At 72.3% G+C, this 22,163-nt stretch carries 16 protein-coding genes and 1 pseudogene; 9 read left to right on the top strand and 8 right to left on the bottom strand.

Annotated elements, in window-relative coordinates:
- Nucleotides 1-141: 141 nt before the first annotated feature.
- The 4 genes and pseudogenes from ACFWU9_RS15405 to ACFWU9_RS15390 all read right to left on the bottom strand — a co-directional run bounded on the left by ACFWU9_RS15405 (nt 142) and on the right by ACFWU9_RS15390 (nt 4,730).
- Nucleotides 142-783, bottom strand: a complete 642-nt coding sequence (locus ACFWU9_RS15405; protein ID WP_384318391.1) for a GNAT family N-acetyltransferase — start codon at nt 781-783, stop codon at nt 142-144.
- Nucleotides 784-871: 88 nt separating this feature from the next.
- Complete coding sequence (locus ACFWU9_RS15400) at nt 872-3,322, bottom strand: FtsX-like permease family protein (RefSeq protein WP_384318389.1); 2,451 nt, start codon at nt 3,320-3,322, stop codon at nt 872-874.
- A gap of 176 nt (nt 3,323-3,498) precedes the next feature.
- Nucleotides 3,499-4,209: pseudogene (locus tag ACFWU9_RS15395) on the bottom strand (ABC transporter ATP-binding protein); the annotation flags it as partial.
- A complete protein-coding gene (locus ACFWU9_RS15390; protein ID WP_384318387.1) occupies nt 4,206-4,730 on the bottom strand; it encodes a PadR family transcriptional regulator in 525 nt (174 codons plus the stop codon). The gene ACFWU9_RS15390 and the pseudogene ACFWU9_RS15395, both read right to left, overlap by 4 nt.
- A gap of 183 nt (nt 4,731-4,913) precedes the next feature.
- On the opposite strand from ACFWU9_RS15390, the gene ACFWU9_RS15385 reads away from it, so the two are divergent.
- Entirely contained in the window at nt 4,914-7,556 is a 2,643-nt protein-coding gene (locus tag ACFWU9_RS15385) for a polysaccharide lyase family 8 super-sandwich domain-containing protein (RefSeq protein ID WP_384318385.1), read from the top strand.
- A gap of 364 nt (nt 7,557-7,920) precedes the next feature.
- Here the strand turns inward: ACFWU9_RS15385 and ACFWU9_RS15380 are convergent, their stop codons facing one another.
- The gene (locus ACFWU9_RS15380; protein ID WP_384318383.1) at nt 7,921-8,748 is read right to left on the bottom strand and encodes a BTAD domain-containing putative transcriptional regulator; all 828 of its coding nucleotides are present in this window, start codon (nt 8,746-8,748) and stop codon (nt 7,921-7,923) included.
- Between the two features lie 193 nt (nt 8,749-8,941).
- On the opposite strand from ACFWU9_RS15380, the gene ACFWU9_RS15375 reads away from it, so the two are divergent.
- Nucleotides 8,942-9,961 carry a LuxR C-terminal-related transcriptional regulator gene (locus ACFWU9_RS15375; protein ID WP_384318381.1) on the top strand — a complete coding sequence of 340 codons (1,020 nt, stop codon included), beginning with the start codon at nt 8,942-8,944 and terminating at the stop codon, nt 9,959-9,961.
- Between the two features lie 331 nt (nt 9,962-10,292).
- The gene (locus ACFWU9_RS15370; protein WP_384318379.1) at nt 10,293-12,008 is read left to right on the top strand and encodes a lysyl oxidase family protein; all 1,716 of its coding nucleotides are present in this window, start codon (nt 10,293-10,295) and stop codon (nt 12,006-12,008) included.
- 88 nt (nt 12,009-12,096) lie between these two features.
- On the opposite strand, the gene ACFWU9_RS15365 is transcribed toward ACFWU9_RS15370, so the two are convergent.
- A complete protein-coding gene (locus ACFWU9_RS15365) occupies nt 12,097-13,029 on the bottom strand; it encodes a zinc-binding dehydrogenase (RefSeq protein WP_384318377.1) in 933 nt (310 codons plus the stop codon).
- Nucleotides 13,030-13,122: 93 nt separating this feature from the next.
- On the opposite strand from ACFWU9_RS15365, the gene ACFWU9_RS15360 reads away from it, so the two are divergent.
- Nucleotides 13,123-13,794 (top strand): TetR/AcrR family transcriptional regulator, encoded by a 672-nt coding sequence (locus ACFWU9_RS15360; RefSeq protein WP_384318375.1) that lies wholly within the window; start codon nt 13,123-13,125, stop codon nt 13,792-13,794.
- A gap of 96 nt (nt 13,795-13,890) precedes the next feature.
- On the opposite strand, the gene ACFWU9_RS15355 is transcribed toward ACFWU9_RS15360, so the two are convergent.
- Both ACFWU9_RS15355 and ACFWU9_RS15350 read right to left on the bottom strand, forming a co-directional pair.
- Nucleotides 13,891-14,577, bottom strand: coding sequence for a TetR/AcrR family transcriptional regulator (locus ACFWU9_RS15355; RefSeq protein WP_384318373.1), 687 nt, complete (start codon nt 14,575-14,577; stop codon nt 13,891-13,893).
- A gap of 41 nt (nt 14,578-14,618) precedes the next feature.
- Nucleotides 14,619-15,065 (bottom strand): hypothetical protein, encoded by a 447-nt coding sequence (locus ACFWU9_RS15350; RefSeq protein WP_384318371.1) that lies wholly within the window; start codon nt 15,063-15,065, stop codon nt 14,619-14,621.
- A gap of 261 nt (nt 15,066-15,326) precedes the next feature.
- On the opposite strand from ACFWU9_RS15350, the gene ACFWU9_RS15345 reads away from it, so the two are divergent.
- The 5 genes from ACFWU9_RS15345 to ACFWU9_RS15325 all read left to right on the top strand — a co-directional run bounded on the left by ACFWU9_RS15345 (nt 15,327) and on the right by ACFWU9_RS15325 (nt 22,153).
- On the top strand, nt 15,327-15,935 hold the full coding sequence (locus ACFWU9_RS15345; RefSeq protein ID WP_384318369.1) for a hypothetical protein: 609 nt from the start codon (nt 15,327-15,329) through the stop codon (nt 15,933-15,935).
- A gap of 156 nt (nt 15,936-16,091) precedes the next feature.
- Nucleotides 16,092-19,517, top strand: a complete 3,426-nt coding sequence (locus tag ACFWU9_RS15340) for a CHAT domain-containing protein (protein WP_384318367.1) — start codon at nt 16,092-16,094, stop codon at nt 19,515-19,517.
- A gap of 19 nt (nt 19,518-19,536) precedes the next feature.
- Nucleotides 19,537-20,313 (top strand): hypothetical protein, encoded by a 777-nt coding sequence (locus tag ACFWU9_RS15335; RefSeq protein WP_384318365.1) that lies wholly within the window; start codon nt 19,537-19,539, stop codon nt 20,311-20,313.
- Entirely contained in the window at nt 20,313-20,990 is a 678-nt protein-coding gene (locus ACFWU9_RS15330; protein WP_384318363.1) for an RES family NAD+ phosphorylase, read from the top strand. The genes ACFWU9_RS15335 and ACFWU9_RS15330 overlap by 1 nt, the downstream gene beginning before the upstream one ends.
- A gap of 59 nt (nt 20,991-21,049) precedes the next feature.
- Nucleotides 21,050-22,153 carry a macro domain-containing protein gene (locus ACFWU9_RS15325; protein ID WP_384318361.1) on the top strand — a complete coding sequence of 368 codons (1,104 nt, stop codon included), beginning with the start codon at nt 21,050-21,052 and terminating at the stop codon, nt 22,151-22,153.
- Nucleotides 22,154-22,163: the final 10 nt, after the last annotated feature.

Raw genomic sequence — 22,163 nt, 5'->3', positions numbered from 1 at the left:
CTCGGACCGCCCAACCACGCCGAGCGGCCGGACCACCGGACCCACCGGCCGGACCACCGGCCGGATCCATCCGCCCACACCCACCGGCCGGACCGCCCGCCGGACCCATCCGCCCACACCCGCCCGCCCACACCCGCCCGCTCAGACCCCGAAGAAGGCCAACGACGCCTCCACACCGTGCAGTTCGACCGGGACGGTGCGGTGCGCCTCCCACCCCGCGCGGTCCAGGCGCAGCCGGTGCAAGGGCCGCGCCTCGCCCCGTACCGACACCACCGACAGCCCGTCCGGGCGGTAGCCGAGCTTCTCCGAGACACGTAGCGACCTTGGGTTGTCGGTCATCGCCTCCGACGTCACATACCGCGCGCCCAGCCCCTCGAACGCCAGATGCAGCACGGCCGCCCGCATCTCGGTGCCGATCCCTCGCCCCTGGTGCGCCAGGCCCAGCCAGGAGCCGGTGTGCGCCTCGCGGGTCACCGCGAAGTCGTCCGCACCCAGGTCCTGGCGCCCGACCGTCTCGCCCTCGTCGCGGACGGCCAGGCTCAGCGTCCAGGCCCCCGGGGTCCAGCCCGCGACGGTGCCGAGCAGATGCTGGAAGGTGGCCCGGCCCCGTTCCTCGGGGCTCGCGTCGGTCCACGCCACGCTGAACGGCATCCGGTCCGCGTCGTGCACTCCCCCGGCGGCGACCCGCGCGAGGTCGGAGAGCCCGTCCAGATCCGGGAGCCCGAGTTCGAGGCGGGGCGTCGTGATCCGCAGGCCGTAGAGGGGCCAGACATGAGGTTCCATGACGAGAGCCTGCCGAACCGGCCGCCGGGGCGTCGACCGAATTACCTGTCGACGCGCCCCCCGGCACGCGCCACCGGCCCGGTCCCCGCTACTCCGTCCGGAGCCCCTCCGGCCGCATCATCCGCCACAGCGGTGGCAGGCTCGCCAGCGTCACCAGCAGGATCACCGAGGCACCGACCAGCGCGTACGGGACGAAGACCCACCAGTCGCCGGTCGACTTCCCGATGATGCCCAGCATGAATCCGCCGAGGACGAGCCCGCCGGCGATCGCCAGCCCCGTGCCGAGCACCACCGGCACCGCCGTCTGCCACAGCACCGACCAGGCCAGCGTGGCGCGCCGCGTGCCGAAGGCCACCAGGACGGATAGCAGCCTTCTGCGCTCGCGCAGTTGCTCGATCTGCGAGACCAGCATGCTCGCGGCGATCAGCATCATCGTGAGGGTGCCGCCCACCTGGAGGCCGTCGCGCACACTCGTGTACTGCTTGTCCCGCTCAAGGTTGCGCAGTGCGTGCACCCGCAGTGTGGGGTCGATGTCCGCCGCCGTTCCGCGTACGTACTCGGCCGCGTCCGGCACCGTCCGGTCGACCTTGACGGCGGCCCTGGCCGTCGCCCTGGGCAGCCCGCCGGAGCCGAGCGCGCCCGGTGTGACGAGGATGCCGTCGTGGACATCGCCCATCGGATCGGGGAAGGCGGTCACCGTCCGGGTGGACCTGGGCAGCGTCCAGAGCACGGGCTCGCCCTTGCCCTCCCCGTAGTTCCCGGTCAGGTCGATCTTCTCGCCGGGTACGGCGGCCTCGTCCGTACGGTCGTTCTGCTCCTTCGCCCCACCCGGTCCGACCCGCTTCGCGGCCCTGGAGTCCAGATGCGCCACGAAGGTGTCCCCGTCCCGGCAGGTGGGGAGCTCGGCGATGTCCCTGAGCGTGGCGCAGCTTCCCACCGTGAGACTCGTGGTCGGCTGCCAGCCCTGCTCCGTGGGGACGCCGGTGGCGACCACGTACGTCTCGACGATGCCGATGACCTTGGAGACACCCTTGGTCTCGCGGAAGTCCTGGATCATGCGCTCCGCGAGCGCCGAGTCGCCGTACTCGCCGGAGACGTAGAAGTCCGCCCGGTCCGTGTCCTGCCCCGTGACCTGGAGGAAGTCCTTCTGCATGGCGCCGAACATCATCTGGAGGGCGATGGCACCCGCCACGGCGACGGTGATGCCGCTCACCGCGCGGGCCGCCGTGCCGCTGCTCAACTGAAGCCGCCGCGTGGCCAGTTGCCAGGGCACCGGTCCGCCGCGCAGCCGCGAGACGACCGCTTCGACGAGCCAGGGCAGCAGACCGGCGAGCCCGATCAGCACACACGCGGCACCGACCGCGATGGGGAACGGGCCAACCGCCGTCGTGGCCTCGTCGACCCGCCCGGTCGTCGCGAGGACGCCGACGCCGACGACGGGCAGGAGCAGCCGCCACCAGAGCCTGCGCCGGCGCAGACCGGTGCGGCGTACGACGCCGAGCGGCTCGATGGCCACCGAACTCAGCGCGGTCTGGGTGACCAGGACGGCGGCGACCGGCACGGCGAGCACGATCAGCAGGGCCAGCCGGGGCTCGGGGGCCACGTCGGAGGGGAAGGCGCTGAATCCCCAGAGCCTTAGGTGGCCGGCCAGTTGACGGGCGATCAGGAAGATCACGGCGCCGAGGGCCAGCCCGGCCACCGTCCCGAACAGGGCCTCCCCCGACGCGATCCGTCGCACCGTCCTGGCGTCGGCGCCCACCAGTCGCAGCGCCGCCAGCCTGCGGTCCCTGCGGTCGCCGCCGAAGCGGACGGCGGTCGCGATGAAGATGCCCACCGGCACGAGCAGCACGACGCACATCAGGATGACCAGCACGACGAGCAGCGGGTTGAACGGTGCGTCGGACTCCCGGTGACCGTAGCCGGAGGCCCGGATGCCGACGGTGTCGACGCTCAGGGTCGAACTGCCCGCGTAGTAGCGCAGTTCGGCGGGGTCGACCAGACCGCTGTCCCCGATGGTGCCCACGATCCGGTCGTCCAGCCGCCGCGCCAGCAGCTCCCCATCGGAGGACGTGAGCAGCTCGCGCAGCGCGGGCGAGACGACCATCTCGCCGGGGCCCGGGATCTTCGCGACGCCCGGCGGCGACGGGGCGGCGGCGCCCTCCGGACGCAGCAGCCGGCCGCTCACCGGGTCACCGTGGTACTCGGTTCCCGCGTCGGCCCAGAGGAAGGTGTCGGTGCTGCCCCCGCCGACCGCCTGCGAGGCGGCGGACGGGAGGTCGAGCGCCTGGCTCCGCTGCTCACGGGCGTCGAGGATCCCCGGTACGGCGGCGGCCGTGAAGAGCAGCGCGACGCCGAGGCCGACACCGACGGCGGTCAGCGCCGTACGGGCCCAGCCCTCGCGCCCGCCGGAGACGGCGAAACGCATGCCGAGCGCGAGGTCCCGCGCCCATGCGCGGAGGCCGGTGGGGGCGGTGGCCGCCGGGCGTGGGGGTGGGGGCGGCGGGGAGAGCGGTGGCACCCGCCGGTCGAGGAGCGTCATGCCGCGTGCCCCACGCCGCCACTGCCACGACCGCCGCCGCTCCGGCCTCCGCCGCCCTGGCCCGTACCGCTCTGTCCACCGCCACTCCGGCCTCCGCCGCCCTGGCCCGTACCGCTCTGTCCTCCGCCACTCCGGCCCGCGCCGCCCTGCCCCGCGCCGCTGGCGTAGGCGTAGGCGTCCATGTCGCGCGTCCTGCCGTCCCGTACGACGACCTCGCGGTCGGAGTACGCGGCCACCCGCACCTCGTGCGTCACCAGGACGACCGCCGTCCCCGCCGACCGCGCCGCGTCGGTCAGCAGCTCCATCACCCGCTCGCCGTTGAGCGAGTCGAGCGCGCCGGTCGGCTCGTCGGCGAAGAGCAGCCGGGGCGAGGTGACCAGCGAGCGGGCGACGGCGATGCGCTGCCCCTGGCCGCCGGAGACCTCACCGGGGCGCTGGGCGCGTACGTCGGTGACCTCCAGGCGCTCCATCCACTCCAGCGCGATCCGCTCGGCCTCCTTGCGGCGGGTGCCGCTCAGCCGCAGCGGCAGCGCCACGTTCTCCAGGCAGGTCAGCTCGGGCACGAGCTGGCCGAACTGGAAGACGAAGCCGAAGTCCGAGCGGCGCAGCGCGCTGCGCGCCCTGTCGGACAGTTCGGTGAGGTCGCGGCCCTGGTAGCTGATGGTCCCCGAGTCGGCGGGCACGATGCCGGCCAGGCAGTGCAGCAGCGTCGACTTGCCGGATCCCGAGGGGCCCATGACGGCGACGATCTCGCCGGCGTGGATCGAGAAGGAGGCGCCGTCCAGGGCGGGGGTGGCGCCGTACGACTTGTGCAGGTCGTACGCGGCCAGCAGCGAGCCCTCGGGAGCCGCTGGGGTGGCGGAAGGCGTGGGGGGCGTGGCACTCATCGGCGTACTTCCTCGGCGAGCTTGTCCAGGCGGGCGGCGGTCAGTTCCAGCCAGCGCAGATCGGCCTCCAGATGAAAGAGCGCGTGGTCGCAGATCAGCTGGTCGGAGAGATCGCCGTGGCGCTTGCGCTCGGTCAGGACGCGCATCAGCCGAAGATGCTCGGCCCGCTGTGTGTCGAGCAGATCGGCGGCACTGCGCCCGGTGAGCAGCGAGATGACGACCTTCGTGTAGAGGGTCGACTGGAGATACGGCTCCGGCTTCTCCGGCTGGGCGAGCCAGCGCTCGACATCGGTGATGCCGGCCTCGGTGATCGCGTACCGCTTGCGTTCGGGTCCCCCGCCCGCCTCCATGCCGTCCACCTCGACCAGCCCGTTCTTCAGCAGCCGGGACATGGTCGAGTAGACCTGCCCGTAGTGCAGGGGCCGGTCGTGGCCGAAGGAGTCGTCGAAGGCGCGTTTGAGGTTGTAGCCGTGCTGGGGGCCGGATTCGAGGAGCCCGAGGAGGGTGTGACCGATTGACATGGCCGACACTCTACACACGGCGTATACATGGTGTGTATAGAGGGGCCGTCGCGGAGGCGGGGCTCCGGAGAGACCTGCGCGCGACCCCGTCACGGCCACCCATTCATTGACAGGCGGAACCCCGGTTGTTTGGATGCAGCAAGCGCTTTCTGGCCGAGTTTGCCGAGTTTTTGGAGCACTCCCTTGCAGCTCTCGCGCCGCACCCTGCTGACGATGTTGCCCGCTTCCGCCCTGCTCGCCGTGGCCGCGCCCCTGCATGCCCGGGCCGCCGGCCGACCGGCGCCGGGGGGCGCGGACGACCGGGCCGGGGGCCGGGCGGGCGAACCGGCCACCGACCATGCCGCGATCCTCGCCAACGCCCTCGCGATCTTCGCCGGCACCGCCGAGTCCAACGCCCGCCCCGAGCTCGGAGCCAAGCTCGCCGCCATCGCGTCCACGGCACGCACCCGTCTCACCGCGCTGGACGGCGCGGGCCCCGGGGAGCTCTTCAAAGGCCTCCCCCTCGGCACGAGCGACGCGAACCTCAACACCTCGTACCTGCATCTGTACGAGATCGCCCTCGCCACCCGTACCCCCGGCCCCGGCGCGTCCGACCTCCGCGACGACGTGAGCGTCCAGCGGCGCGTCATCGACGGCCTGACATGGCTGCACGACACCTACTACGGCGACCAGTCGAAGGGCTACTACGGCAACTGGTTCAACTGGGAGATCGGCATCTCCACGAGCGTCAGCAAGACCCTCGTGCTGCTGAAGGACGAACTCGCCGCCTACCGGCCGGGCCTCGCCGCCACCTACCTCGCCTCGATGGACGCCTATCTGCGCAACGGCGAGGACGGCGACGTCGACCTCGACTCCCGCTTCCACACCGGCGCCAACCTCGCCGACATCACCACCAACCGGATCCTCCAAGGCGCCGTCACCGGCGACGACGCGCGCGTCAGCAAGGCCGTCGCCGACCAGCTGACGGTCTACGCGACGGTCGATCCGTACCGGCCGAAGCACGGGGTGACCGACGGCTTCTACGCCGACGGCTCCTTCATCCAGCACGACTCGGTCGCCTACACCGGCTCGTACGGCAAGGTGCTGCTCACCCGCGCCGTACAGACCGTCAAGATCCTTGAGTCCACCGGCTACATCGACACCGCCGACCTGGTCGCCGTCGTACAGGGCTGGGTGGCCGACGGCTTCGCGCCGCTCGTCTTCGAGGGCTGGATGATGGAGGTCGTCAAGGGCCGCGGGGTGTCGCGGACGGCGACCGGCTACACGGACGTCGCGGTCGTCGTCGAGGCCGTGGTCGACCTCTCGGGACACGCGACGGGCACCGACGCCACCGCGCTCAAGGGGTACCTGAAGTTCGTACGGCAGACGTCGAAGGCCGCGCTCGACCCGGCCGTCTTCGTCTCACCCGTCAGCGTCGCGCGCTACGCCGACATCCTCGCCGACCCGTCAGCGCCGGCGCGGGACCTCGGGGAGGCGGAGAGCCACACCGCGTTCAACGCGATGGACAAGACCGTGCACCGGCGGCCCGGTTACGCGTTTGCGCTCGCCCGCAGCTCCGACCGGATCAGCAAGTACGAGTACATGAGCGGCGAGAATCTGATGCCGTGGTTCCAGGGCGACGGCGCGCACTACCTCTATCTCGCCGGCCAGGACCAGACGCTCGCCTTCGGCGTCGACTACTACACCGCCGTGTCGCCCTACCGGCTGGCGGGCGTCACCGCGCCGGTGGAGACCCGCCGGACGGTCCCCGAGCTGTACGGGACCGCCTGGTACGACAACCCGGAGCACGGCTTCACCTCGTCCTCCGAGTCCCAGAACACCTACGTCTACTTCCCGCGCGGCACCAACACCCTCTCCGGCGGCGCCCGTCTGGGCACGTACGGCGCGGTCGGGCTGGTGCTCGGCGACGACGTCGCGTACGCGGCGAAGCAGGCCGGGGAGCTCCCCGAGGACTTCGTCGTCCACCGCAACGCCTCGGCCACCAAGTCGTGGTTCATGTTCGACGAGGAGATCGTCGTCCTGGCGGCGGGGGTCGGCGACCCGGCGGGGCGCGCGGTGACGACGACGCTCGACACCAGGATCGCCGCCCCGTCGGACACGGTCACCGTCACCGGGCGGCTCCGGGACGGGGCGCCCTGGCCGGGCGGCGCGGGGGGAGGCGGTACGGCTCCGGGCCCGGTGTCCTGGCTGCGGTACGCGGACGCGGGACAGGGGGTGTCGGTCGGGTACGTCTTCCTGGACGGGGACCGCGAGGCCCTTCCGACGGTCGCGCTGGACACGGTCACCAGGAGCCGTCGCCTCGTACGGACGTCGAACCCCGACACCCCGGTCACCAAGCGGGTGTTCTCGCTCTCCGTCGACCAACCGGCGGGCGCCCGGCGCCTGTCGACGGCCCACGCGCTCGTACCGAACGCCACGGAAGGGCAGTTGAAGGCGTACGGCGGGCGGCGCGGACACGGGCGGGGGCCGCTGTCGGTCGTCGCCAACACCACGCGCCTCCAGGCCGTCGAACACCGCGGTCTGTCCCTCCTCGCCGCCAACACCTTCACGCCGGGCACGCACCGCGCGGGCCGGCTGTCGATCGAGGGCGCGGCGTCGGTGCTGTTGCGGACGGCGCCCGACGGCACGGTCTCGATCGCGGTCTCGGACCCCACGATGGAACGGCGCTCGGTCTCGGTGACCCTGCGCGGCCGTCCGCTGCGGGCCGTGTCGTCCGACGACGGGGTCCGGGTGCGACGGGTCCTCGGTGGCACGCGTATCGACGTCGACACCCACCAGGCGCACGGCCGCAGCCTGACGGCGCGGCTGCGCCGGGTCCTTTCCTGAGCCGGAGAGACCGACCCGGGACCGATGCGGGACCGACGCGGGACCGACGCGAGACCGACGGCTGATGCAGGGTGTGTCTTGTCCGGTCCGTGCGGCGGCGCCGCGCACGAACCGGAGCGGCCCGGCCGGTCCGGAGCCGTAGGTGTGGAGAGTCCCCTACTCGGGGGAGTTCACGCCGTCCGTCGCGGGAGCGTTCCGGCCGCGGCGGGCAGCGTGCGCGGGGCTCCGCTCCGTACGGACGACGGCCGGCCGGGGGTACGTGACAGAGGTACGGGCGAGAAAGTGACGGGCGGCCCGAAGGAGGCCACGGACCGGAACCAGCCGACGGACCAGCCGAACGGACCAGCCGACGGATCGGGACGGATCAGCCGACGAGACGCAGCCGCGCCGACGCCGTCTCCGTACCGCAGGGAGCGCACCCGGCGGCTTCCGCCCCCGCCCCGGCCGCCACGGCGCCGCCCTCACCGAGCAGTTCCCGGTGCGCCCGCCGCAGCCCCTCCCCGGGCTCGACGCCCAGTTCGGCGACCAGGTGCCGGCGCGTGTCCGCGTACACGGCGAGGGCGGCTCCGCGCAGACCGCAGCGGTGGAGCGCGGTCATCAGCAGCGCGGCGACCCCTTCGTCCAGGGGATGCTCGGCGGCGAGCTCGGACAGTTCGGGTACCGCCTCGCTGTGCCGGCCGAGCGCCAACCTGACCTCGGTCGCGGCCAGTTGGACCAGCAGCCGCTCCCGGCCCAGCGTCTCGCGGCACTGCCCCGCCCAGGAACTGTCGACGTCCGCCAGCGCCGTGCCCGTCCAGTCCCGCAGCGCCGATCCGAACGCGTCGTCCGCCTCGCACAGATAGCCGCGGCGTACGGCGTCCCGGGCGAGCGCGACCTGCGAGCGGAAGCGGTGGACGTCGATCTCGGCCGGATCCATGTCGAGCAGATAGCCGCCGCGCAGCCGCACCAGCCGTCGCGTGTGGCCGGCCACCTCCAGGCCCCGGCGCAGCCGCTTCGCGGCCGTGTAGATCGAGTCGCGCGGATTGTCCGGCAGTTCGCTCCCCCAGATGCGTTCCATCAGCGCGGAGTCGGTGACCACGGTGCGCGGCTGCCAGGCCAGCGACGCGAGAAGGGCGCGGGCACGGGCGGACGGCAGCGGAAGCGCCCGACCGCCGTCGGCCAGTTGGATCAGGCCCAGAAGCCGAACGTTCATTGTCTCCCTCTCGCCCGAGCGCGCCCGTCCGCCTGCCCCCGTTCCGAGGGCGGGTCAGCCGGTTCCGCCCCTCCGGGCGCGGACGGCCGGTGAGAGGTTAGGCTGTCTCGTTCTGCCGCCCGGATCAAGGAATACGGCTGCTCAGACGTCGGAAGTTCCGGGATTTGAAGGCGTGGGCGATAAGGCGTGGGCGATGTCGGCCGAGACGAACCCGAAGGCGACGAACAGGGACGACGACCAGACGGCGAATCCGGTCGAAGCCGACTCGATTCTGCCGCCCGAGGCACGGGCCCTCTACGCACGCCTCGTCGCGGGCGAGACCGTGTCGGAGGACGTACCGGGGGTGGCGGCCCTCCTCGAACTCGGCGCCGTCATCGCCGAACCGATCGGCGGCTACACCCCCGTGGGGCTGGACCGGCTGGAGCGCCGGCTGCGCGCCTCCGTACAGGGTGAACTGGCGCGGACCGCGCGGCGCCTCGACGAGATCCCGGCGCTGCTCGACGAACTGCGCTCGCACCAGCCGTCGGTGGCCGAGGCCCTGCCGGGCGGGTCCCGGTACATCGCGGGGGTCGAGGCCGCCAACCGCCATATCGGTGAGGCCGCCGACGAGGCCCGCGAACTGCTCGCGGCCCAGCCGGGACTGCGTACACGGCGCATCCTCACGCAGGCGTTCAACCGCGATCTCGCCGCGCTGTCGAGGGGTGTCTCGCTGCGCACGCTGTACCACGTGAGCGCCCGCACCAACCCCAACGTACGGGAGCGGGTGGCCGTCATGGGGCCGAAGGGCGCGCTGTTCCGCACCCTGGCGAGGCCCTTCCTGCGGGTGCTCGTGTTCGACCGGAAGGTCGCCTTCTTCTCCGACCATCTGGAGGGGCGCCCGGACTCCGCGGGCGCGTGGATGGTCCGGGACCCGGCCGTCTGCGCGTATCTGGCCAAGTCCTTCGAGCAGGAGTGGACCCTCGCCCAGGAGTGGCACGCGCCGGAGCGGTCCGGTCAGGGCTCCGGGGGCAGGGCGGTCAGCACACAGCTCCAGCGCACGATCCTGCGCGCGCTCGTCTCGGGGCAGGACCAGCAGCAGATCGCGACGGCGCTCGGTTACAGCTCGCGCACCATCAACGTGCATCTGACCAATCTGCGCGCCGAGTTGGGTTACGAGACGGTGTACCAGCTCGTCCACTGGTGGGCGACGTCGCCCGAGCGCGATCTCGACTGAGCGGTCCTCCCTCCCGACCGCGTACGACACCGCGTACGACAGCGCGCCAGCCACCCCGTCAGCCACCGCCACCGACTACCACGGCCGGAACGGGTGTCAGGCCAAAACGCCATAAAGTCGGCCGGATACGGCATCTATGGACGCCTTTCGGCCAACGATCCAGATCTCCAGGGTTCACAGACAACCCGGGGCCCCTTCCTTCGCCTCTCAGGTACGGGGAAGACAGTTCCGCGATCTGAGTGCCTGTGTCGCGCCGGCTGTTCGTCCACCGTCCACCCAGACATCCGGAATGCGCTCGGAAGGCATCCGGAAACTCGGAGAACGAGGAACGATGACCAGAACGCACCAAGCCCGGCTCCGGCGTTCGGCGTTGGCCGCCGGCGCGGCCCTCGCCGTCACCGCCGGCGTCGTGGCCGCGGCGCCCGAGAGCGACCCGGCGCCGACCACGCCGAAGCTCAGCCTGATCGCCGCGACCAACACGCTGACCCTCGACTCGTGGAAGGAGGACCCGGGCGTCTACCTCGACCTCGGGACCTACCTCACCGCCGAGGGCGGGCCGTTCGAGCTCAAGGTGACCCGCAAGTCGTACAAGGACCCGGTCGTCGCCGAGCAGATCATCCACGACGGCACCGGGACCACCACCAAGGAGCTTCCCGCCGGCCTGGTGAAGGACTTCTCGGGGCTGCCGGACTTCGCCCAGATCAGCGTCACGGACACCAACCGCAAGGTCGTTCTCAACAAGAGCGAGAAGTACTGCCCCAACAACGCGGCCGGCCGGATCGACCCGGACGGACCGGCGAGGTCGAAGTACCCGGAGAGCTGCCCGCCGAACGCGTTCACGCTCGGTTCGGTGTGGGGTGTCGAGAAGGGCTGGGCGTCCAACACGTACGCCGGTTTCGACTCCGCGCCGGTCGACCTCGCCCCCGGCAAGTACACCGCCAAGGTGACGGTGAACAAGAAGTACCGCGACCTCTTCGGCATCTCCAGCAAGCCGCAGCTGATCAACCTGACGGTGCGCGAGCGCAGTTGGGAGGACGAGGGAGCGGTCGGCATGCGCGGCAAGAGCGCGATGGCCGGTCACAGCGGCCACGACATGTCCGCCATGGCCGGGCACGGTTCGATGCGTCCCGAGGCCCCCGCCGCCCCGACAAGCGGCGCCGGCCCCTCGTACAACGTGGGCCACGGCCCGCTGATCCCGGCTCCGCCGGCCCTGCCGTGGGCGCTGAAGAAGGCCTCGCTGAAGAGCGCGGTGGCGCCCGTCGGTGACGGCCCCGGCCGCACGGACGGCTCGCGCCAGGCGCCCGCCGTCAAGCCGAACGCCAAGCGCCCGACCGGCAAGGCGGCGGTCCCGGACGTACCGAAGCCCGACCTGCGGTCGCTGCCGGCCTACGGCATCCAGATCAGCGACGGCGGCCAGGACGTCAAGGGCAAGGACTACCTCGCCTTCAGCGCCAACGTCTGGAACGCGGGCCCCGCGCAGCTCGTCGTGGACGGTTTCCGCAGCCCCGGCAAGGAGTTGATGGACGCCTACCAGTACTTCTACGACGCGGACGGCACGCAGGTCGGCTACACCCCCACCGGCACGATGGAGTGGGACCCGCGTCCGGGCCACGAGCACTGGCACTTCACCGACTTCGCCAGCTACCGGCTGCTGAAGGCGGACCAGCAGGAGCAGGTGCGCAGCGGCAAGGAGGCGTTCTGCCTGGCCAACACCGACGCCGTCGACTACACGGTGAAGAACGCCAACTGGCACCCGGGCAACACCGACCTGGCCACCGCGTGCGGCCAGGAGAACTCGATCTCGGTCCGTGAGGTGCTGGACGTCGGCTCCGGTGACACGTACACGCAGGACCTGCCCGGCCAGTCCTTCGACATCACCAACCTGCCCAACGGCACCTACTACATCCAGGTGCTGGCCAACCCCGAGAACCGTCTCAAGGAGACGAGCCTCGACAACAACAGCGCGCTGCGGAAGGTCGTCCTCGGCGGCAAGCCGGGCGCCCGCACGGTGAAGGTCCCGGCGCACGAGCTGGTCGACGCCAACTGACCCCTTCAGTCGGCCTCGTTGAGGCTGGGTGAACGTGCTTGAACTGTCGGCCCCCGGGACGTGTCCCGGGGGCCGACGCCGTACCGGATCACGGCAGGTCGAGGACGGCCTTTCCGTGGAGGCGGCGTTCGAGCAGGGCCCCGACCGCCTCCGGCGCCTTGTCCCAGCCGCCGCGCCAGGAGACCTGCGCGTCGAGTTCGCCGGCGGCGACCTTGGCGCCGAGCAGAGCGAGGTCAGGCGCGAGGTCCGGGCAGTCGAGCAGGAAGAAGGTGACGAGCGAGCGGTCGTGCCGTCCCTCGTTGCCGAAGAGCGCGCCGTACGGGAAGTTCTCGCCCTCGTCGACCGCGACGTGCCCGACCGAGACCAGTGTCCCGCCCGGCGCCAACCGCTCGAAGGCGTGCACGAGTTGGTCACCGCCCACCAGATCGACGACCCCGTCGACGGGCGCGCCGAGCGCGGCGGGACCGGCGATCACCTCGTGCGCTCCGAGTGCCCGCAGGCTGTCGCCATGGGCGTCCGGATCGCCGGTGGAGGCGATGACATGGGCGCCGCCGACCCGGGCGAGCTGGACGGCGTACCGCCCGGTGCCGCCCGTCGCGGCGGTGACCAGTATCCGCCGGCCGAGGATCGGCCCGATCCGCGCCAGCGCGCGCAGGGCGCTGGCGCCCGCCACGGGGACGGTGCTGACGGCCCCGAGATCGGTCCCGGCCGGGACCGCACCGATCCCGGCGGTGTCGACCGCGCGCAGCTCGGCCCAGGCGCCGTCCGGGCCGAGGGTCACCACCGGCGTACCGACGGGCGGACCCGAGCCGTCGGCCGCGGCGCGTTCGACGACACCGGCCGCGTCCCAGCCGAGCACGGCTCCGTCCTCGGCCTCCCTGAGGACGAATCGGACCTCGCCGTGGTTGAGGGAGGTCGCGGCCACGCGGACCAGGGCCTGGTGTGCCGCAGGTTCGGGGTCGGGGGCCTCGCCGAGGCGGAGACCGGCGGGCGTGGAGTGATCGACGAGCAGAGCGCGCATGGGCGTACGCCTTTCGTTAAGGGCTCGGGCTCAATGTGCCACTGAGTGGCATACGCGCACAAGAGGCATTCGCTTTTCGGGTACGGTGGTGTCATGACCAGTGCCCCCGGGTCCCCCGATGTGTCCGCGCAGCTGCCGCTCCGCGAGCGCAAGAAGTTGCGCACCCGTCAGCTCCTGGTGGACACCTCCCTGGATCTGTTCACGGAGCGCGGCTTCGGCAAGGTGACCCTCGACGAGCTCTGCGACGCGGTGGAGGTCTCCAAGCGCACGTTCTTCCGCTACTTCACCAGCAAGGAAGACGTGGCGATGGCCCCGACCCAGGACCTGTGGCTGACGTTCCTCGACGTACTCGAAACGGCCGACCTCGGCCCCGCCGACCGCCCGGTGCTGCTCCTGGCGCAGGACACGCTGCTCACTACGGTGGACCGGATGACCACGGGCGACTGGGCCCACCGGGTCCTGCTCAGCCGCAACCTGGCCGGGCGGACCCCCTCGATGGACGCCCACGGTCTCCACTTCTGCGACCGCACGACCCGCACGGCGATGGACATCCTGCACCGCCGTCTCGACATCCCCGACCCGGCGGACCCGCGCCTCCGGCTGGCGATCGACATGGTCGTCGCCGCGTTCCACTGCGCCCTGACGACCTGGGCGGCCACCCCCGCCGACCCCCTGTCCACCCACACCCGCCGGGCCTTCACGGCGCTCGCGGCAGCCGCCACCTTCCCGGCGACACCGCGCGGTACGGAGGTCCCCGCCGGCTGAACGCCGTGAGTCCCCGCCGCCCGACCGTCGTGATCGGAGGTCAGACGTCAGGGGTCAGGGATCAGTGGCCAGCGGTCAGTGGTCAGGGGTCGGCGGTCAGAGTCCGACCGTGTCCGCGAGGCCTTCGGTGTGGGCGCGGAGGAATGCCGCGGGATCGCTCAGGGTGTCCGCCGCGTACTGGCCGAAGGTGTCGAACAGGATGGCGCCGATGACCGCGGACCACAGCCCGTAGACCCGGGAGACGTTCCCCACCGGCATCTCGAAACCGAACGCCCCCCGCAGCCGCTCCATGTCCGCGCGGACCGTCGGGTCCGCCGGGGGTTCCACCACTCTGAGCCTGCCCGCCCGCCAGGCGTCCTCCACCAGCCGGGCGAGCGCCAGCGCGAGCCGTGTGCCGGGCGCCACGGTCTGTTCGCCGGGGGCCGAGTAGCCGGGCACCGGTGTCCCGTAGAGCATGGCGAACCTGGACGGCTCGCGCACCGCCCACGCGCGCGCCGCGAGGACGGCCTCCTCAAGGCGCTCGCGGTGCGACCGGGCGGCGGCGGTCGCGAGGGCCGCGTCCACCTCGTCCGCGAGTTCGTCGTACGCGTCGACGATCAGCAGCGTGATGAGCGCTTCGCGGTCCTTGACGTAACGGTAGAGCGCCGACGGTACGACCCCGATGTCCCGGGCCACGGCCCGTAGGGAGAGGTCGGCGGGCAGCACGGTCGCCAGATGCTCGCGTCCCACCCGCACGATGTCGCTCATCATCTGCTCGCGGGCTGCCTGCCGTGAAGTGACCATGGAATCCACCTTATTGGCGGCGCGACGGCGGAGATGACGGTTCAGAGAGCCTTCGCCGGGGAGTGCGCGGGGGCGTCGGCGCCCCGGAGGACCCGCCACGACTCCCATCCGCGGCAGACGACGTACGCGAAGATCGTCAGCGACGCGACCGAGGTGTCGGTGATCGAGGACTGCATCCCCTCGGTGGTGTCCAGGATGGTGAAGGCGAGCACGGCCGCCGCGACCTTGTGGAAGATCACCATCTCCCAGATCGCCGGCACCCGCCGCGGCCGGTAGGCGAGCATCGCCCACATCGCGCTGAACACGAGATAGCCGAAGGTCCGCCACCCCTCGACCATCAGCCGGTCGTCGGCGGCGTCCGCCATCAGGAAGAACCCGTTGATGAACACCACGAAGGTGACGGCGGAGTTGAGCCCCATCAGACCGCGGCCGAGGAGGTCCCAACGGCGGGCGGGGGCGGTGGGGAGGGCGGGGGCTACTGCGGTCATGGCAGGGCTTCCTTCTGGTGGGTGACAAGAATCGAGAACACCGTTCTCCGTTCGGGCAAGACAATGCCCGACGCCCGGACCAGAGTCAAGAACACCGTTCACTCTCGCTGGACGGAAGGCGGAGTCGCACCCGTACGTGTGACGCGCGGACGTGATCGGGTCGGGACCCGGGCGAAGACCGGGCGGCCCTCGGTCGAGGGGTTCCCGAAGAGGGACGGCACCGGTTCGCTTGACGGGGACGGCGACACGGGGGTGGGGGAGATGAACGTCAGCGGTGCCGACGCGCTGATCGCGGCGGTCGTCGGAGTGGTCGGGACGCTGCTCTCGGCCCTGCTCACCCAGCGCGCGGCCGAGCGCGGCCGGTCGGAAGAGCAGGAACGGGCCGAACGGGCACGGGCGAAGGCGCTGGAGACCGAGGAGCGGCGCAGCTGCTACGTCGCGCTCAACTCCGCTTCCCGGCAGTATCTGGCCGCACTCACCGACCAGTTGCACGCCCTGACACGTACGGAGGATCCGCGCTCGGTACGGCAACGCCTCACCGAGGCACGGGACTTGCACCGGGACGTGTACGCGGAGGCCCAGATGCGGCTGCGTGACCCCGTGCTCACCCTGGCCGGCGAGGTCACCCACGGGCTCGGCACCCTGTACGGCAGACTCCGGCGGCTGGACGACGGAGTCCCGAGGGCCGGCGACTCGCCCGACGCGGCGCAGGGGGAGATCGACGCGCTGTGGGAACGGCTGCGGGAGCTGCGGCGCGGGATGAGGGCGGACCTGGGAACTCCGGGAGGGCCCCTGCCGGGCACCTCCGGCACCGGCCCCCGTCTCTCCCGCGCCGATCCGGGCGCGAACAGGGCGAGTTCCGGGTGTTGACCGGGCGTGGGCCGGAAATCCTCGGAGACCGGGCGCCTTCGTGGACGCGTCTCGTCATCATGGAAATCGCCATCATCGAAATCGCCATCATGGAAATCGGGACCGACTGTCGATGTCCTCCGGCTGTCGATGTCCTCGGGAAGTGAGGAGTGCCCGGTGGGAGACGAAGAGGAGACCGGAGGCGTTCAGGCCTTACGGGCCTGGGCCGGCGAGGCCGTCGGGCGGGCGAGGGGGCTGCTGCCGACGCCGGACGCGGTCGCCCGGCACTCCCGCGCCCATGACGACTCGATCACCGAACTCGGCGCGCTCGCGGGCCTGTTGGACCACGATCCCGAGCTGCGCAGCTCGGTGACCGTATGGTTCGGCGGCGCTCTCACCCTGCGGCACGCCGCCGGGGGCGGGACGCCCGAGGACCGGGAGCGGGCACACGGTCTGCTCCGGGACGCACGGGACCCCACGACGGCGATCGGAGCGACGGCCTCCACCGAGGACCGGCGCTGGGCCGCGCTGTTCCTGCTGACGCACGCGCTGCCGTTGCAGGAGATGCTGGGCGGGCTCGCGCCGGAGCCCGACATGACCGCGATGTTCGACATGGTCATGCGGGAGGGACCGAGCGGGATGACCGCCCTCGCGGCGGAGATGCGGGAGCTGGTCACCGAAGCGGCCGAACTGCCGCTGCCGCCGGAGACCCTGAAGCACCTGCGGCAGGTGCGCGACCTCCACGCCAATCCGTCGGCAGAGGGGATCACCGACCTGTTCATGGGCCTTGTGCCCGACGACGGTCGTCCGGGCACCGATCAGCTGCGGCAGATGATGGCGGGGGTGCTGGCGAGGATGACCGGCGGCGCCGGCCCCACGAGCACCCCCACGAACACCCCCAAGAGCGGCGGGAGCACGCCGCCCGGCCCGGACACGAGTGACACGAGCGGGACGAGCGCGACCAGCGACAGGAGCGCGCAGAGCACACCGAGCGCGACCGACGACCCGAGCGACACCGGCGCCGCCCCCGGCCCTTCCGACCGGGCAGCCACCGGCGCCCCGGCCGCGCCCCTCGGCGTCGACGACATCCGCCGCCTCCTCGCCGCCTCCCAAGCCGTCAACACCACGTCCGTGGACTTCGTGGACATGGTCGGCGGCGGCGACCCCGCCGCCGTCAACCAGCAGCTCGGCCGGCTGCGCGAGGCGCTGGACGGGCTACCGGGCGGCGCGCCGGGCAAGGACGCTCTCGAAGGGCTGATGGCCCTGCTGCTCCACGCGAGCGAGGGCGCCGGCGGCACCCTTGAGGACCAGGCGCTCGGCCTCGCGCACACCGGGACGATCACCGACTACATCCGGCGCACGTCGGAGAGTTCGATCCCGATGGCCGACAGCTTCGGGGTCGTGGCGGAGGTCATGGGCCTGATGACCGATATCCGTACGGCCGGGCAGGCCGAGGACAAGGAGCGGCTCCGCGAGCTTCTGCCCAAGGCCGAGGCGCTGGCCGACAGGGTCCCCGAGGACCACGACTTCTTCTTCATGGCCATCTTCAACCGCGGCATGGCCCGCCTCATGCTGGGCCGTTCCACCATGGACAAGGACCTGCTCCTGAGCGGACTCGCGGACTTCGAGGCAGGCAGCAGAGCGGCGGACAACAGCCCCCTCCCGATCGGGCAGGAGGAGCTCGCGGGCATGATCCCCGACCTTGCCGCCCTGCGTTCCTTCCTCACCGAGGACATGACGAACATTCCGGACGGGGACGTACCGCCGCCGGACGCCTCGGCCGACCGGCTGCACTCCGCGGCGGACCGTCTCGCCCTGCGCCACCACTTCACCGAGGACCCGGCGGATCTCGACGCCGCCATCACCACGATGGAACGGCTCCGCGAGCACATCCGGCAGGGCCGGGCCCCCCGCGTCGCCACCAACTCCCTCTGGTCACTGGCCGAGCACTACCGCGTCCGGTGGAACCGGACGCGGAGCGAGTCCGACGCGAACGCCGCGACCGACGCCGCGAACGAGGCCCTGGAGGCCCTCTCCGCCGACGTCCTCCTCCAGCACGGCGCGGAACACCGTCTGACCACTGCCCGCAACGGCGCCTCCCTCGGCGTACGGGCCGCCCTGTGGGCCGCCTCCCACGGGAGGGTGGACGACGCGGTCACCGCCCTGGAGCTGGGCCGGGCGCTGGTGTTGCAGGCGGCGGCCACCTCCCGGGCCGTACCGGAGCTGCTGGAGGAGCGCGGCCACCCGGACCTCGCCGCCGCCTGGCTGAGGTCCGGCACCGCCGACAGCACCGAGCTGCCCGCCGAGCTCCCCAGCACCCTGCGCCGACAGGCCCTGGAGGCTCTCGGCTACCGGAAGCCGGGAGGCCTGTTCGGCACCCCCACCCTGCCTGAACTGGCCAACGGCGTGGGCGAGGCCGGCGCCGACGCGCTGATCTACCTGGTCCCGGGCGCCGACGGCGGGGCCCCGGGCATGCTGCTGGCCGTCGGCCCCGAGATCGGTATCGGTGTGGGACCGCTGCCCGTGCTCTCCGAGAAGGCCGCCGGCCCTCTTGAGCGGTATCTGGACGCCTCCGAAGCGCTCTCCCGCCACCCCGGCGCAGAGGCCGAACAGGCGTGGGAGAAGGCCCTGTCGGACCTGTGCGACTGGGCGTACGAGGTGTTCGCCCACGTGCTCGCCGGTCTCGACGAGCATCTCCCGGGCGAGGCGGCCGACCGTCGTACGCCCCGGGTCGTGCTGGTCCCCTGCGGCCGCCTCGGGATCGTCCCCTGGCACGCGGCCCGCTTCCCCGCCGACGCCGAGCACGACTACCTCTGCCAGGCCCTCGTGATCAGCTACGCGGCCTCCGGCAGCCAGTTCCTCCGGACAGTGAGACGCGCGCCGCGCGATCCGATCTCGGCCCCGGCCATGGTGGCCGACCCCAGCCTGTCGCTGACGTATGCGGAGGTGGAGGTCCTGGAGCTGCGCGACGCGTTCTATCCGGGGGCGCGGCTGTACGGCGACTTCGCCGGACTGCCGCCCGACTCGGTGCCCGCCGGCACACCCGAGGAGTTGCTGGCCCTGCTCGCCCAGGACCACTCCATGGTCCATCTGGCCACGCACGGCATGGCGGGCGTACGGCCGACGGAGTCGGCCCTGCGACTCGCCCACACCGACCCCCGCGAGGAGTTCGCCCCGCTCACCGTGACCAGGCTCCTGGACCGGCCGGGACCCCCCGAACAGGCCTCGCCGGACGGCCCGTTGATCGTTCTGAGTGCCTGTCAGACCGACCTGAGCACGCGCGACCACGACGAGGCGCTGACGCTCACGACGGCGTTCGTCTCGGGCGGCGCACGGGATGTGGTGGGGTCGCGGTGGAACGCCCAGGACGGCGCGTCGACGCTGCTGATGGCGGTCTTCCACCACCATCTGCGGGCCGGGCTCAACCCCGTCGACGCGCTGCGGGCCGCGCAGTTGTGGATGCTCGACCCGGAACGGAAGGACCCGGGCCGGCTGAGCGCCAGGCTGCGCAAGGACGTCGGCCGCTCCGACCTCCAACGGCCCGCCGTCTGGGCCGCGTTCATTCATCAGGGCCATCCCGGCCCGGGAGAGGAGACCGTATGAGCTCGGGCAAGGAGACCCCGTGAACCCGGCCGAGGAGGGCCCGGCGAAGCTGCTCGGCCTGCTCCAGGAACATCTCGGCGACATCCGCGCGGAGGTGACGGGGGCGCAGTACGAGCTCCTGCTCACCAACCTGCGCGCGCTCGCCGACACCCCGCAGGACGATCCGAAGGCCGTGCGCCGCGCCTTCCAGACCGTACGCCTCTGTCTGCTGGACATGCTTCCCTCCGGCCATCCGGTCCGGGGGTCGCTCGACTCCCTCCGGTTCACCGGTACGGCGGCGCCCGACCACCGAGTCGTCCTGCGGACGGGGCAGTTGGTGGCCCTGCTCAGGGCCGACCCGCCACCGCCGCCGCCCCACACCGCGTCCAACACGGCGGGCGACACCGCGGCCGAAACCCCGGCCGACGCCGCGCCCGACGCCGCGGCCGTCATCGCCGCCGTCGAGCGGAGACTGCTCGACGCACCCGCCCTCTCGGCCACCGAGGTCCGCGCCCGCTACCACGGTTCGGCGCCACCGCCCGAACTGATCCGGATCGCCGACCCCGCCCTCGACCTGGACCCCGGTCTGGCGTACCGGTATCCGGAGTTCCAGTTCAGGCCCGGGGGCGGAGCGCCGTACGAGGTCGTCCTGGAGGTCAACCGCGTGCTGCTCGCCGACGCGGACCCGTGGGGCGCCGCCGACTGGTGGCTGACCGACAACGCGTGGCTGGGCGGCAGACGGCCCGCCGCCCTCCTCGGCGAGCGCCCGGACAGCGAACTGGTGGGCGCCGCCGTCGCATTGGTGGAGGGCGTCTGATGCTCGACGAACCGATGCCGTCCCCCGTCTACCGCTTCCAGCCGCACTGGGAGCTGCTGCCCGCCGGTACACGGCTGTGGCGGATGCACTCGTCCCGGTTCGCGGCCGAGGAGTTCAAGCCGTTCGACCCGGACGACCCGGCACCCGGCCGCTTCCATGCCACCGCCGGGGACCCGTACCCCTGTCTGTACGCCGCGACCGACGCGGAGACCGCCCTCGCCGAGACCCTTCTGCGCTCGGTGCCCTTCGACATCGAGACCGGCTCCCGGCTGGTCCCCTGGGCGTCCGTGCGGGGCAAGTCGCTGAACGTGGTGCGCACCCGCCGCGAACTGAAACTGGTCTCGCTCTGCTCCGGAGCGGCCCTCGCCGCCGTCCGCCAGGACAACCTGCTGCTGGAGAACGAGGGAGAGGAGCACTACCGGAACACCCGCGACTGGGCACGAGAACTGCGCGCCCACGCCCCCGACGCCATGGGGATGATCTGGGGGTCCAAACGCAACCCGTCACGGCAGGCCCTGGTGCTCTTCGGAGACCGTCTCGCCCACCTCGCCGACGGACCGCTCGAAGCACTGCCCTACCGAAGCATCGCGGACCTGGGCTCCCCGGACGGCGTCAAGGAGGCGAACCAGCTGCTGGAACCGCTCCGTTCGGCGATCAGGGAGCCGCTCCACCGCTGAGCCCGACACTCCCCGCAACCCGCTTGTCCCCGTGTGACCGCGGTGTCATCGTGGGCGGTATGGCACCGCCGTCCATCGATCACCCTTCGGTCCTCGCGGAGTTACAGGCGGTCCGGCGGGCGGGACTGCTGAGGCTGCGTGGCCGCGAGCTGCCCGCCCTTCAGTCGGCCGCGGCCTCCTCGGCGAGCGTGCGCACCCGCGAGGGCGCCGTGGAGGAGCTGATCCGCCGCGCGGTGGAGCGGCTCGACGCGGGCACACTGCGTACGGCCGCCGAGTACACGCTCGGCCTGGCCCAGGGCACCCGGGACTGGCCCGCGTCCTCCCGGCGGGCCCGCGCGGCCGAGGTGTACCGGGTGAGCGAGGAGCGCTTCCGCAAGCACCACGAGGTGATGGTGCTCGGCCAAGTGGCCGAGCACATCGTGGAGTTGGCGGAGAGCGGCGGCGAGGAGCCGGGCGAGGGCGACTGGGCGGGGGAGACCCACCGCTCCGTGGACGTCCTGGCGGGCGGCCGGGCCGTACGCCTCACCCTCCACATCCACCCCGTCGACCTGCTGCGGGACGTGGACGTGGTGGTCTCCCCCGCCAACACCTACTTCGCGCTGCCCGAGCCGTTCAAGTCCTCCGTCTCCGCCTCGCTTCGCCGGGCCGCGTCCGTGCGCGGGGTGACGGGCGATCTGCTGGACGACCCGGTCGAGGACGAGCTGCGCAAGTGGCGTGCCCGGAACGGCACTTCGGGGCGTCCGGTGATCCCGGGCACGGTGGCGCCGACCGGTTCGGGAGCCCTCGCCGCGTACGGCGTCCGACGGATCTACCACGCGGCGGTCGCCGTACCCCGGGCCGGCACCAACCACTACGACGTGCTCCCCGCCGACATCACCCGCGCCGCCTCGCGCGCGATCGCGCTGCTGGCCGAGGAGCACGACCGGCACACCCCACCACTGCGCTCGGTCTGCTTCCCGCTGCTGGGTTCCGGGCGCGGCGGGCTTCCGTACCGGGTGAGCGCCGCCGCCGTATGGAGCGCCGTGGAGGCGGAACTGGCGCGCGGGGCGCGCTGGGACGTGCACTTCGTGGTCCGCGCGCCGGAGGCGGCCCGCGCGGTGGAGCGCGTCGCGGCCAGGACCCGCCCGGGGCGCGCCCAGTCCGCGCCCGGCCGGTCCGATTGACTGAAGGGGT

The sequence above is a fragment of the Streptomyces sp. NPDC058653 genome, from assembly GCF_042716895.1.
Classification (GTDB): Bacteria; Actinomycetota; Actinomycetes; order Streptomycetales; family Streptomycetaceae; genus Streptomyces.
The sequence above is the reverse complement of the archived record's forward strand: the minus strand, read 5'-3'. Positions and strand labels throughout refer to the sequence as shown.